The sequence below is a fragment of the Pseudomonas sp. SJZ103 genome, from assembly GCF_007828335.1.
In the GTDB taxonomy this organism is placed as follows: Bacteria; Pseudomonadota; Gammaproteobacteria; order Pseudomonadales; family Pseudomonadaceae; genus Aquipseudomonas.
In genome coordinates this window covers 694,998-708,717 of sequence record NZ_VIUN01000001.1, presented here as the reverse complement: position 1 = coordinate 708,717, position 13,720 = coordinate 694,998, and the positions used below count along the sequence as shown (strand labels likewise).

The 13,720-nt window shown below is 59.9% G+C and carries 10 protein-coding genes; 1 reads left to right on the top strand and 9 read right to left on the bottom strand.

The features are described from left to right. Positions 1 to 4 precede the first annotated feature (4 nt). On the bottom strand, positions 5 to 1,117 hold the full coding sequence (locus tag FBY10_RS03480; protein ID WP_145335042.1) for an S-(hydroxymethyl)glutathione dehydrogenase/class III alcohol dehydrogenase: 1,113 nt from the start codon (positions 1,115 to 1,117) through the stop codon (positions 5 to 7). Between the two features lie 109 nt (positions 1,118 to 1,226). Between FBY10_RS03480 and FBY10_RS03475 the strand changes: the two genes are divergently transcribed. After that, on the top strand, positions 1,227 to 2,123 hold the full coding sequence (locus FBY10_RS03475; protein ID WP_027604462.1) for a LysR substrate-binding domain-containing protein: 897 nt from the start codon (positions 1,227 to 1,229) through the stop codon (positions 2,121 to 2,123). Positions 2,124 to 2,252: 129 nt separating this feature from the next. Here FBY10_RS03475 and ispD read toward each other — a convergent pair whose 3' ends face one another. The 8 genes from ispD to dnaE form a co-directional block, all read right to left on the bottom strand. Beyond that, positions 2,253 to 2,960 (bottom strand): 2-C-methyl-D-erythritol 4-phosphate cytidylyltransferase, encoded by a 708-nt coding sequence (gene ispD / locus FBY10_RS03470; protein ID WP_131697247.1) that lies wholly within the window; start codon positions 2,958 to 2,960, stop codon positions 2,253 to 2,255. Beyond that, positions 2,957 to 3,235, bottom strand: coding sequence for a cell division protein FtsB (gene ftsB, locus FBY10_RS03465; protein ID WP_131697248.1), 279 nt, complete (start codon positions 3,233 to 3,235; stop codon positions 2,957 to 2,959). The genes ispD and ftsB overlap by 4 nt, the downstream gene beginning before the upstream one ends. Before the next feature lie 170 nt (positions 3,236 to 3,405). After that, a complete protein-coding gene (gene eno / locus FBY10_RS03460; protein WP_027604464.1) occupies positions 3,406 to 4,695 on the bottom strand; it encodes a phosphopyruvate hydratase in 1,290 nt (429 codons plus the stop codon). A 157-nt stretch (positions 4,696 to 4,852) separates the two neighbouring features. Beyond that, positions 4,853 to 5,698, bottom strand: a complete 846-nt coding sequence (kdsA, locus tag FBY10_RS03455; protein WP_145335044.1) for a 3-deoxy-8-phosphooctulonate synthase — start codon at positions 5,696 to 5,698, stop codon at positions 4,853 to 4,855. Positions 5,699 to 5,703: 5 nt separating this feature from the next. Beyond that, positions 5,704 to 7,335 (bottom strand): CTP synthase, encoded by a 1,632-nt coding sequence (locus tag FBY10_RS03450; RefSeq protein ID WP_053137224.1) that lies wholly within the window; start codon positions 7,333 to 7,335, stop codon positions 5,704 to 5,706. A gap of 273 nt (positions 7,336 to 7,608) precedes the next feature. Then, a complete protein-coding gene (gene tilS, locus FBY10_RS03445) occupies positions 7,609 to 8,928 on the bottom strand; it encodes a tRNA lysidine(34) synthetase TilS (RefSeq protein WP_145335046.1) in 1,320 nt (439 codons plus the stop codon). A 162-nt stretch (positions 8,929 to 9,090) separates the two neighbouring features. Next, the gene (locus tag FBY10_RS03440; RefSeq protein ID WP_003172288.1) at positions 9,091 to 10,038 is read right to left on the bottom strand and encodes an acetyl-CoA carboxylase carboxyltransferase subunit alpha; all 948 of its coding nucleotides are present in this window, start codon (positions 10,036 to 10,038) and stop codon (positions 9,091 to 9,093) included. A 128-nt stretch (positions 10,039 to 10,166) separates the two neighbouring features. Further along, the gene (dnaE, locus tag FBY10_RS03435) at positions 10,167 to 13,688 is read right to left on the bottom strand and encodes a DNA polymerase III subunit alpha (RefSeq protein ID WP_131697250.1); all 3,522 of its coding nucleotides are present in this window, start codon (positions 13,686 to 13,688) and stop codon (positions 10,167 to 10,169) included. Positions 13,689 to 13,720 lie beyond the last annotated feature (32 nt).

Sequence of the window (13,720 nt, the reverse complement as noted above, 5' to 3'; positions counted from 1 at the left end):
GACCTCAGAAGTGGATGACGGTACGAATGCTCTTGCCTTCATGCATCAGGTCAAACGCTTTGTTGATGTCTTCCAGGCCCATCGTGTGTGTGATGAACGTGTCCAGCGGAATCTCGCCGGTCTGGGCCATTTCCACGTAGCTTGGCAATTCAGTACGGCCGCGTACGCCACCGAACGCCGAGCCACGCCAGACGCGACCGGTCACCAGTTGGAATGGACGCGTGGAGATTTCCTGGCCAGCACCGGCAACGCCGATGATCACCGACTCGCCCCAACCCTTGTGGCAGCACTCGAGCGCGGCACGCATCAGTTGCACGTTGCCGATACACTCGAAGGAAAAGTCCACGCCGCCATCAGTCAAATCGACAATCACGTCCTGAATCGGGCGGTCATAGTCTTTCGGATTGATGCAGTCGGTGGCGCCCAGTTGCTTGGCGATCTCGAACTTGGCCGAGTTGATGTCAATCGCAATGATACGGCCGGCCTTGGCCTTGACCGCACCAATCAGGGCTGACAGGCCGATACCGCCGAGACCGAAGATGGCCACGGTGTCGCCCGGCTTGACCTTGGCGGTATTGATCACCGCACCGATGCCGGTGGTGACGCCGCAGCCAAGCAGGCAGACCTTCTCCAGCGGTGCTTCTTTAGGAATCTTGGCGACGGAAATTTCCGGCAGCACGGTGTACTCGGAGAACGTCGAGGTGCCCATGTAGTGGAAAATCGGCTGACCCTTGTAGGAGAAACGCGTGGTGCCATCCGGCATCAGGCCTTTGCCTTGGGTGGAACGAATGGCCTGGCACAGGTTGGTCTTACCCGACAGGCAGAATTTGCACTTGCCACATTCCGGGGTGTATAGCGGGATCACATGGTCGCCGACCGCCACCGAAGTCACGCCTTCGCCGATGGCTTCGACCACCGCACCGCCTTCATGGCCAAGGATGGACGGGAAGATGCCTTCCGGGTCAGCGCCGGAAAGGGTGTAGGCGTCAGTGTGGCAAACCCCGGAGGCGACCACACGCAACAGCACTTCGCCCGCCTTGGGCATGGCCACATCGACTTCCACGATCTCGAGGGGTTTCTTGGCTTCAAAGGCAACGGCAGCGCGGGACTTGATCATCCAGGTTTCTCCAGGGAGTTAAAAACTGATGGAGAGAGTGTAAAACATGCCTCCATGATTAATAATCCAGGCAAAAGCAAAACTTTATTGCTGTACAGGGACAATTAACATGTTGGAGAACCGCTGGGAAGGCATCGATGAATTCGTTGCCGTCGCCGAATGCAGCCAATTTACGGCGGCTGCCGAGCGGCTGGGTGTGTCTTCGTCCCACATCAGCCGCCAGGTGGCACGCCTGGAAGAGCGCCTGCAAACACGGTTGCTGTATCGCAGTACCCGGAAGGTGACCCTGACTGAAGCGGGTCAGACATTTCTGCAACATTGCCAGCGCTTACAGGATGGCCGCGAAGAAGCCCTGCGCGCCGTGGGTGACCTCACCAGCGAACCGAAAGGGATGTTGCGCATGACCTGCGCGGTGGCTTATGGCGAGCGTTTCATCGTGCCACTGGTGACACGGTTCATGGGCCTGTACCCGCAATTGCGGGTGGATATCGAACTGAGCAACCGCCAACTGGATCTGGTGCACGAAGGCCTCGACCTGGCGATTCGCCTGGGACGCTTGCAGGATTCGCGCATGGTCGCCAGCCGCCTCGCACCCCGACGCATGTACCTGTGCGCGTCGCCGTCCTACCTGGCCCGGTACGGACGCCCACACAGCTTGTCGGAATTGAGTCGGCATAACTGCCTGATCGGCAGCTCGGACATTTGGCAATTGGCCCAGGACGGGCGGGAATTTTCCCAACGGGTACAGGGCAACTGGCGCTGCAACAGTGGGCAAGCGGTTTTGGATGCGGCGCTGCAAGGGGTGGGGCTGTGCCAACTGCCCGACTATTACGTGCTGGAGCACCTGCACAGCGGCGCATTGGTGTCGCTGCTGGAGGCGCATCAGCCGCCGAATACGGCGGTGTGGGCGCTGTATCCGCAACAACGGCACTTGTCGCCGAAGGTCAGGAAGTTGGTGGATTTCTTGAAAGAGGGGTTAGCCGAGCGGCCGGAGTACAGCGGTTGAGTATTGGGTGTCTAAGCGGGCCTCATCGCGGGCAAGCCCGGCTCCCACATTTGACCGAGCTGTCTGGGGAGAAGGTGATCGAATGTGGGAGCTGGCTTGCCTGCGATGAAGTCGACCTGGTGCAACTGACTACCGTCGATTGGCCCACCGCAACCGCAGCCACTCCAGGTCTTCCGGCCGGGTCACCTTGATATTGTCCGACCGCCCTTCGATCAAACGCGGCGCCTGCCCGGACCATTCCATGGCTGAGGCTTCATCGGTGATCAGCGCATCGGCCACCAGGCTGTCAGCCAACGCGCGATGCAAGGCCCCCAGGCGGAACATCTGCGGCGTGTAGGCCTGCCAGATCAAGCTGCGGTCGACGGTTTCCACCACCCGGCCCTGCTTGTCGACGCGCTTGAGGGTGTCGCGGGCCGGCACAGCCAGCAGGCCGCCTACCGGATCGTCCGCCAACTCGGCCAGCAACTTGTCCAGGTCATCACGGCTCAGGTTAGGCCGCGCCGCATCATGCACCAACACCCAATCGTCATCGCTGGCGCCCAGGGCATTGAGCTGCAGCAGGGCATTGAGCACCGAGCCCGAGCGCTCCGAACCACCGTCCGCACGTTGGATACGAGGGTCCGCGGCACACGCCAGGCTGGGCCAATACGGATCATCAGCAGCAAGACTGACCACCAACCCCTTGAGGCTGGGATGGTCGAGAAAACAGCCAAGGCTGTGTTCGAGAATAGTACGTCCGCCCAACTGCAAGTATTGCTTGGGACGGTCCGCAGCCATACGGGCACCGACGCCCGCGGCAGGTATCACGGCCCAGAAGGCCGGCAAACGGTGGCTCATTGGGCCAACTGGTAGAGGGTTTCGCCCTCCTTGACCATGCCCAACTCATGACGAGCCCGCTCTTCAACGGTCTCGGTACCTTTTTTCAGCTCAAGCACTTCGGCATAGAGGACGCGGTTGCGCTCCAGCAGGCGTTCGTTCTCGGCGTGCTGGTCGGCAATTTGCTGGGTCAGGTCTTTTACTTGCGCAAAGCTGCCATTACCTACCCATAGGCGGTATTGCAGGCCAGCCAGCAACAAGAGCAAGACGAGGAACAACCAATTGGGACTGCGCATCGAATATCGGGTATCCAGTGAAAAAACACGCCATGCAAAACTTTTACAGCAACTGATAGCACGAAGCCTGGAAGAACCAGGCTTGTGCTTGATAGCCATCAGATTAACGCCGAAATGTTCACTATCGTGAATTTTCCGACGCAATCTGCCGACTTTTTACCATCTACCGATCAGCCGCGAAACTCGCCGCGACCGTTGTACTTGGCTTTGCCGGCCAGTTGCTCTTCGATACGCAGCAATTGGTTGTACTTGGACACACGGTCAGAGCGGCACAGGGAGCCGGTCTTGATCTGGCCCGCCGAAGTGCCCACGGCCAGGTCGGCGATGGTCGAGTCTTCGGTTTCGCCGGAGCGGTGCGAGATCACAGCGGTGTAGCCCGCAGCCTTGGCCATCTGGATGGCTTCCAGGGTTTCGGTCAGGGTACCGATCTGGTTGAACTTGATCAGGATCGAGTTGGCGATCTTTTTGTCGATGCCTTCTTTCAGGATCTTGGTGTTGGTCACGAACAGGTCGTCACCCACCAACTGGACTTTTTCGCCGATCTTGTCGGTGAGGATTTTCCAGCCATCCCAGTCGGACTCGTCCAGGCCGTCTTCGATTGAGATGATCGGGTAGCGCTGGGTCAGGCCCTTCAGGTAGTCGGCAAAGCCTTCGGAGTTGAACACCTGGCCTTCGCCGGACAGGTTGTATTTGCCATCTTCGTAGAATTCGCTGGCGGCGCAGTCCAGGGCCAGGGTCACGTCGGTGCCCAGCGTGTAGCCGGCGTTGGCCACGGCTTCGGAGATCACTTTCAGTGCATCTTCGTTGGACGCCAGGTTCGGTGCGAAACCACCTTCGTCACCTACGGCAGTGCTCAGGCCACGGGCTTTCAGTACGGCTTTGAGGTGATGGAAAATCTCGGTGCCCATGCGCAGGCCTTCGGAGAAGGTCTTGGCGCCGACCGGCTGCACCATGAATTCCTGGATGTCGACGTTGTTATCGGCATGCTCGCCACCGTTGATGATGTTCATCATCGGAACCGGCATCGAGTAGACACCCGGGGTACCGTTCAGGTTGGCGATGTGGGCGTACAGCGGCAGGTCCTGGTCCTGGGCGGCGGCCTTGGCAGCAGCCAGGGACACGGCGAGAATGGCGTTGGCGCCGAGGCTGCCTTTGTTTTCAGTGCCGTCGAGCTTGATCATCGCGTGGTCCAGGGCTTTCTGGTCCAGCGGGTCTTTGCCCAGCAGCAGGTCACGGATCGGGCCGTTGATGTTGGCTACAGCCTTGAGGACACCCTTGCCCAGGTAACGGCTCTTGTCGCCATCACGCAGTTCCAGCGCTTCGCGCGAACCTGTGGAAGCACCGGACGGCGCGCAGGCGCTGCCGATGATGCCGTTATCGAGAAGCACGTCGGCTTCGACGGTGGGGTTGCCACGGGAGTCGAGAACTTCACGACCTTTGATGTCGACGATTTTTGCCATTGTTGTAAACACTCCAAAGTTGACGAAAACGACGCAGCTGAAGGAAATCTTTTGACCGACCGCAAGGGTGGAACAACGGGGCAGGCTTGCAGGCGACAAGGCTCAGGCCCGTAGGCCTGAGCGTAAAGCGTGGGAAAGTCTACCGGAGAATCAACGCTTACGCGGTCTCTACCGTCGGAAAACTCTTGACCAGTTCGTCCAACTGCTTGAGCTGGGCCAGGAATGGTTCCAGCTTGTTCAGGCGCAGGGCACATGGGCCGTCGCATTTGGCGTTGTCCGGGTCCGGGTGGGCTTCCAGGAACAGGCCAGCCAGGGACTGGCTGATGCCGGCCTTGGCCAGGTCCAGTACCTGGGCACGGCGCCCACCGGCGGAGTCGGCGCGACCACCGGGCATTTGCAGCGCGTGGGTCACGTCGAAGAACACCGGGTATTCGAACTGTTTCATGATGCCGAAACCGAGCATGTCCACCACGAGGTTGTTGTAGCCGAAGCTCGAACCACGCTCGCAGAGAATCAATTGGTCGTTACCCGCTTCCACGCACTTGTTCAGGATGTGTTTCATTTCCTGGGGTGCGAGGAACTGGGCTTTCTTGATATTGATCACAGCACCGGTCTTGGCCATCGCAACGACCAGGTCGGTCTGGCGCGACAGGAAGGCCGGCAGTTGGATGATGTCGCACACCTCGGCGACCACGGCAGCCTGTTCAGGCTCGTGGACGTCGGTGATGATCGGCACGCCGAAGGCTTGCTTGATGTCCTGGAAGATCCGCATGCCTTCTTCAAGGCCCGGGCCGCGATAGGAGGTCACGGACGAACGGTTGGCCTTGTCGAAGCTGGCCTTGAACACGTAAGGGATACCCAGTTTTTCGGTGACCTTGACGTACTCTTCACAGACCTGCATCGCCATGTCACGGCTTTCCAGCACGTTCATGCCGCCGAACAGCACCATGGGCTTGTCGTTGGCAATCTCGATGTCGCCTACGCGAATGATCTTCTGGGCCATCAGGTTTACGCCTTCTTCTGGTGTTGCGTCAGTGCAGCCTTGACGAAACCGCTGAACAACGGGTGACCGTCGCGTGGAGTCGAGGTGAACTCTGGGTGGAACTGGCAAGCGACGAACCACGGATGATCCGGGGCCTCGACCACTTCAACCAGCGCGCCATCACCGGAGCGACCGGAGATTTTCAAGCCAGCCTCTTTGATTTGCGGCAGCAGGTTGTTGTTCACTTCGTAGCGGTGACGGTGACGCTCGACGATCACGTCCTTGCCGTAGCAGTCGTGAACCAGGGAACCCGGCTCCAGCAGGCAGTCTTGCGCGCCAAGGCGCATGGTACCGCCCAGGTCGGAGCTTTCGGTACGGGTTTCGACGGCGCCGGTGGCGTCTTCCCACTCGGTGATCAAGCCCACGACCGGGTGGCCGCTCTTGCTGTCGAACTCGGTGGAGTTGGCGTCTTTCCAGCCCATCACGTTACGGGCGAATTCGATAACGGCCACTTGCATGCCCAGGCAGATGCCCAGGTACGGCACCTTGTTCTCACGAGCGTATTGCACGGCGGTGATCTTGCCTTCCACGCCACGCAGGCCGAAACCGCCTGGAACGAGGATCGCATCGACACCTTCGAGCAACGCGGTGCCCTGGTTCTCGATGTCTTCGGAATCGATGTAGCGCAGGTTGACCTTGGTACGGTTGCTGATGCCCGCGTGGCTCATCGCTTCGATCAGCGATTTGTACGCGTCCAGCAGTTCCATGTACTTGCCGACCATGGCGATGGTGACTTCGTGCTCAGGGTTGAGCTTGGCGTCAACCACAGCTTCCCACTCGGACAGGTCCGCGCCGTTGCACTGCAGGCCGAAACGCTCGACCACAAAATCATCCAGGCCCTGGGAATGCAGGATGCCCGGGATCTTGTAGATGGTGTCGGCGTCTTCCAGGGCGATCACCGCACGTTCTTCAACGTTGGTGAACTGCGCGATCTTGCGACGCGAGGAAATGTCGATCGGGTGATCGGAGCGGCAGACCAGCACGTCCGGCTGCAGGCCGATAGAACGCAGTTCCTTGACCGAGTGCTGGGTAGGCTTGGTTTTGGTCTCGCCGGCGGTGGCGATGTACGGCACCAACGTGAGGTGCATCAACATCGCGCGCTTGGCGCCGACTTCGAAACGCAGCTGGCGGATGGCTTCGAGGAATGGTTGGGATTCGATGTCACCCACGGTGCCACCGATCTCGACCATCGCCACGTCGGCATCGCCTGCACCCTTGATGATGCGGCGCTTGATTTCGTCGGTGATGTGCGGAATCACCTGGATGGTTGCACCCAGGTAGTCACCACGGCGCTCTTTGCGCAGCACGTGCTCGTAGACACGGCCGGTGGTGAAGTTGTTGTTCTGGGTCATGGTCGTGCGGATGAACCGCTCGTAGTGGCCCAGGTCCAGGTCGGTCTCGGCGCCGTCGTGTGTGACGAACACTTCACCGTGCTGGAACGGGCTCATGGTGCCCGGGTCGACGTTGATGTACGGGTCCAGCTTGAGCATGGTGACTTTAAGCCCCCGCGCCTCCAGGATGGCCGCCAATGAAGCGGAGGCAATGCCTTTCCCCAATGAAGAAACAACACCGCCCGTGACGAATATGTAGCGCGTCATGAAAAACCCTAGAAGTCTGCGTTAAAGCGGTCCGAGCCGCCGGGGAAAGCGAAGAGAGGCCGAAGCCCCCGATCACCTGCATTAATCACAGTGCACCTTTCAAAAAAACCGCCGCGTTGTGACAGACCAGCAATGAAACACCGGTACGTTGATCGCTACACATTTTTTGGAATCGCCCAGCAAAGACTGCTTGGTAATCGGCAACTGCTGCGATTCAGGCGAATCCACAGAAGTTGTATCAAGAAGGGAGCGTAGTCTACCGGAAAGGCGCTATCAGCTCAAACCTTGATCGCAGGTCTGTGGTATCCAATCTAATTGCCAGCCTTCGCGCGGTGCTCCCCGGAGTCCAGTGAGGTGAGGCACGCCGAGCAATTGCTCGCCCTGATAGAGCAGCGGCAATCTGCCACGGACGAACACTGGCACTCCACATTCATTAAGCAGACGCTTCAAGTCGCGCCGGCCTCGGCCTGGCACATCGAGCATTTCACCGCCCTGGCGATAACGGACTTCCAAAGGGCCTTCGGGCGCCTTGCCGATTATCTTCAGCAGGCCATTGCCGGGTAACTCTAGTGGGTTTCGCGGATCAGGCCAGCTCACCGACCCGTGGGAAAATTCCGACCAGACGCCAGGCAGCCACCAGATGCGCTCGCCGCAACGGTGCAATTCCCCATCGGCAAGACGCCATAAGGGCTGTGCGTCCCCCTTGGCATCACGTAGGGAATACCAGCCAGCCCAATGGTCGCTGTCGGGTAACCGGGTCAGCGGAGCCAGCCAATGGCGCAGGGCGTTGCGCTGGCGAGCATCGGAAAGTTCGCGCAGTGGACCGAGGGCCAATGATGGCAAAAGCAGCCAAGGAAACCGTGAAGGTTGATCGGCGGCTTGCAGGTCCATGCAGGCTAACTCGCCCAGCAACGCCTCGGCCTCACCGAGGTGCTCGGCAGTGCGGGCCAGGCTGGAGACGGCTTGGGGCCAACGCTCCGTCAACGTCGGGATCACGCGGTGCCGCAGGTAATTACGGGAGAAGCGTGGATCGGCGTTGGAAGGATCTTCAATCCACTTGAGTTGATGATCACCGGCATAGGCTTCCAACTCGGCGCGCGAGACATCCAGCAACGGCCGCACCAGAAAACCACCCGCCAACGGACGATGCGCAGGCATTGCGGCGAGCCCGCGCACCCCAGCACCGCGCAGCAGACGGAATAGCAGCGTTTCGGCTTGATCATCACGATGTTGGCCAGTGAGCACTGCTTCCCCCTCCCTGACCACTTCGGTAAACGCCTGGTAACGCGCCTCACGGGCGGCACGCTCAAGGCTGGCGCCGGGCGGCACGTGCACGTGCATAACCCGCAAGGGTACGCCCAGGCTGTCGCACACCGACTGGCAATGGCTTGGCCAGGCGTCGGCAACAGCCTGCAGACCATGGTGGACATGGACAGCGCTGAGGGGCGGTAATGTTTCGGATTTTGCCAGGATGGCCAGGAGATGCAGAAGGACAGTGGAATCAAGCCCACCCGAGAAAGCGATATGCCAGGCCGGGGCGTTGCGCCAGGGGGACAGGGCTTGCAGGAGCTGGGCGGGCAAGGTTGGTTTCATCAAACGTTACCGCCGCAAATCTGGAATACGTTGACCAAGCATACACAAAGCAAATGTGGGAGGGGGCTTGCTCCCGATAGCGGTGGGTCAGTCACGAGATGTGGTGACTGAGACCCTGCAATCGGGGGCAAGCCCCCTCCCACATTAAATTACGGCGTCGGCTTACAGGCCGTAGCTCATCAGGCGCTCGTAGCGACGGGCCAGCAGCGCTTCGTTATCCAGCTTCTTGAGCATCGCCAGTTGCGAACCCAACTCGGCACGGATAGTGGCGGCGGCGGCGGCCGGGTCGCGGTGGGCGCCGCCCAATGGCTCGGCGATCACTTTGTCGACGATACCCAGGCCCTTTAGGCGATCGGCAGTGATGCCCATGGCTTCGGCAGCGTCCGGCGCCTTTTCTGCGGTTTTCCACAGGATCGAGGCGCAACCTTCCGGCGAGATCACCGCGTAGGTCGAATATTGCAGCATGTTCAACTGGTCACAGACACCGATGGCCAGTGCACCGCCAGAACCACCCTCACCGATCACGGTGGCAATGATTGGGGTTTTCAGACGAGACATGACACGCAGGTTCCAGGCAATGGCTTCGCTCTGGTTGCGTTCTTCGGCGTCGATACCTGGGTAAGCACCCGGCGTATCGATAAAGGTCAGGATCGGCATCTTGAAGCGCTCGGCCATTTCCATCAAACGGCAGGCCTTACGGTAGCCTTCCGGACGCGGCATGCCGAAGTTGCGGCGCACTTTCTCGCGCACTTCACGGCCTTTCTGGTGACCGATGACCATGACCGGCTGGTCGTCCAGGCGAGCGATACCGCCCACGATGGCCGCGTCGTCGGAGAAGTGGCGGTCGCCGTGCAGCTCGTCGAACTCGGTGAAGATGTGCTGAATGTAGTCCAGGGTGTACGGACGGCGCGGGTGGCGGGCCAGGCGCGCGATCTGCCAACTGGTCAGCTTGCCGAAGATGTCTTCGGTGAGCGTGCTGCTCTTGTCTTGCAGGCGAGCGATCTCATCGCCGATATTCAGCGAATTGTCATTGCCGACCAGGCGCAGTTCTTCGATCTTGGCTTGCAGGTCAGCGATCGGCTGTTCGAAATCAAGAAAATTCGGGTTCATAAGCGTCCGTCTTGGGTCGACGGCCAAGGGTTGCCTGGCCAGCCGGTTGTCTATTCGCGCCCTACCTTAAGGGAGAGGCGCGTTTAGGTCGAGATTAAATGTTCAGCCGAGGTCAGGCGCTCTGACCGTCAACGGTATTGGAGGAAGACGTTGTCACGGCCGAACTGGTCACGCAAAGCTTGAATCAAGCCATCAGCAGGATCAATTCGCCAGGTCTCGCCAAACTGCAACATCGCCTTGGCGTCGTTGCCGGTGTACTCCATGGTCACCGGGCAGGCGCCGCGATGGCGCTTGAGCAGGTCACCCAACCAGCGTAGCTGATCGCCCTTGAGGGCTTCGGTTTTCACCTTCAGGCGCAGGCTTTCGGCCAGGTTGGTGCGTGCATCTTCCATGCTCATCACCCGCTTGATCCGCAGACGCAGGCCGCCGGAGAAGTCATCGTTGCTGACCTCCCCTTCCACCACCACCATGGCGTCGGTCTGCAGCAGCGACTGCGCAGAGTGAAAGGCGTCGGCAAACAGCGACGCTTCGATCCGGCCCGAGCGGTCGTCGAGAGTGATAAAGCCCATCTTGTCGCCTTTTTTGTTTTTCATCACCCGCAGGGCGATGATCATGCCGGCGACGGTCTGGGTATCCCGCGCCGGTTTCAGGTCGATGATGCGCTGACGGGCGAAGCGGCGGATTTCGCCTTCATATTCGTCAATCGGGTGGCCGGTGAGGTAGAGGCCCAAGGTGTCTTTCTCACCCTTGAGGCGTTCCTTGAGGGTCAGCTCCTTGGCCTTGCGATGGTTGGCGTACACATCGGCATCTTCTTCGACGAACAACCCGCCAAACAGGTCGGCATGGCCACTGTCGTGGGTCCGAGCGGTCTGTTCGGCGGCCTTGATCGCTTCTTCCATGGCGGTGAGCAGCACCGCGCGGTTGCGGTCGATATTCGCCTGGTAAGCCTTCGGCTCATCATGAAAATACGGCCCAAGACGGTCGAGTGCGCCGCTGCGGATCAGGCCATCGAGGGTGCGTTTGTTGATGCGCTTGAGGTCAACCCGCGCGCAGAAGTCGAACAAATCCTTGAACGGCCCGTCCTGGCGCGCTTCGGTGATGGCTTCCACCGGGCCTTCGCCCACGCCCTTGATCGCGCCCAGGCCATAGATGATGCGACCTTCGTCGTTCACCGTGAACTTGAACTCCGAGGCGTTCACGTCCGGTGCGTCGAGGCGCAGCTTCATGGTGCGCACTTCCTCGATCAAGGTCACGACCTTGTCGGTGTTGTGCATATCCGCCGAGAGTACCGCAGCCATGAACGGCGCCGGGTAGTGGGCTTTCAGCCAGGCGGTCTGGTACGACACCAGGCCGTAGGCGGCGGAGTGGGATTTGTTGAAGCCATAACCGGCGAATTTTTCTACCAGGTCGAAAATGTTACCGGCGAGGTCGGCGTCAATATTGTTGGTGGCGCAACCTTCAATGAAACCGCCGCGCTGCTTGGCCATTTCCTCGGGCTTTTTCTTACCCATGGCACGCCGCAGCATGTCCGCGCCACCGAGGGTGTAGCCGGCCATCACCTGGGCGATCTGCATCACCTGTTCCTGGTACAGGATGATGCCGTAGGTCGGCGCCAATACCGGCTTGAGGCCTTCGTACTGGTAATCGGAGTGCGGGTACGCCAACTCGGCGCGGCCGTGCTTACGGTTGATGAAGTCATCCACCATGCCCGATTGCAGCGGGCCCGGACGGAACAGCGCCACCAGTGCGATCAAGTCTTCCAGGCAGTCGGGCTTGAGCTTTTTGATCAGCTCTTTCATGCCGCGGGATTCAAGCTGGAACACCGCCGTGGTTTCGGCTTTTTGCAGCAAGGTGTAGGTCGGCTTGTCGTCCAGCGGGATAAACGCGATATCCAGTGGTTCTTCGTTGACCTTGGCGCGGTCGCGGTTGATGGTCTTGAGCGCCCAGTCGATGATCGTCAGGGTCCGCAGGCCGAGGAAGTCGAACTTCACCAGGCCGGCCGCCTCCACATCGTCCTTGTCGAACTGGGTAACCAGGCCGCCGCCCTCTTCATCGCAATAGATCGGAGAGAAGTCGGTCAGCTTGGTCGGCGCGATAACCACGCCACCGGCGTGTTTACCGACGTTACGCACCACGCCTTCGAGCTTGCGCGCCATGTCCCAGATTTCGGCGGCTTCTTCATCGACCTTGATGAAGTCGCGCAGGATCTCTTCCTGCTCGTAGGCTTTTTCCAGGGTCATGCCGACTTCGAACGGGATCATCTTCGACAGGCGATCCGCCAGGCCGTAGGACTTGCCCTGCACCCGCGCCACGTCACGGATTACCGCCTTGGCCGCCATGGAACCGAAGGTGATGATCTGGCTCACAGCGTTGCGGCCGTATTTCTCGGCCACGTATTCGATCACGCGGTCCCGGCCGTCCATGCAGAAGTCGACGTCGAAGTCGGGCATGGAGACCCGTTCCGGGTTCAGGAACCGTTCGAACAGCAGGTCGTATTCCAGTGGATCGAGGTCGGTGATCTTCTGAACATAGGCGACCAGCGAGCCAGCACCCGACCCCCGGCCCGGACCTACCGGTACGCCGTTGCTCTTGGCCCATTGGATAAAGTCCATCACGATCAGGAAGTAACCGGGGAACCCCATCTGGATGATGATATCCAGCTCGAAATTCAGCCGGTCGACGTAGACCTGGCGCTTGGCCTCGTAATCTTCGGTGGTGTCCTTGGGCAGCAGGACGGACAGACGCTCCTCCAGACCATCAAACGACACCTTGCGGAAATACTCATCGATGGTCATGCCATCGGGAATCGGGAAGTTGGGCAAAAAGTGTTTGCCCAGCTTCACTTCGATATTGCAGCGTTTGGCGATCTCAACGGAGTTTTCCAGGGCCTCGGGCAGGTCGCTGAACAGCTCGGCCATCTCCTCCGCGCTCTTGAGGTACTGCTCTTCGCTGTAGTTCTTGGAGCGGCGCGGGTCATCCAGGGCCCGGCCTTCGCCGATGCACACGCGGGTTTCGTGGGCCTCGAAATCTTCCTTCTTGATAAAGCGCACATCGTTGGTCGCCACCAACGGCGCGCCCAGCTTGTCGGCCAGGGCCACGGCGGCGTGCAGATGCTCTTCATCGTTGGGACGATTGGTGCGCTGGACTTCCAGGTAGAAACGGTCGGGGAAGACCTGCATCCACTCCCTCGCCAGCACTTCGGCTTCATGGGGATTACCGCCCAGCAGCGCGATACCGATCTCGCCCTCTTTGGCGGCCGACAGCATGATCAGGCCTTCGCTGGCCTCGGCGACCCATTCGCGCTCGATGATGATCGAGCCGTTGCGCTGACCGTCGATAAAGCCACGGGAAATCAATTCGGTGAGGTTGCGATAACCCACGCCATTCATCGCCAGGAGGCTGATGCGGCTCAGGGGGTTATCCGGGTCTTTGTTGGACAGCCACAGGTCGGCGCCGCAGATCGGCTTGATGCCGGCGCCCATGGCGTTCTTGTAGAACTTGACCAGGGAGCACATGTTGTTTTGATCGGTAACCGCGACCGCAGGCATGTTCATGCCCACCAGGGTCTTGACCAGCGGTTTGATCCGTACCAGGCCGTCGACCAGGGAGTATTCAGTGTGCAGGCGCAGGTGAACGAATGAAGCCGGCATAGTGATCCTGTCCAGAAACTTAGAAACAACAA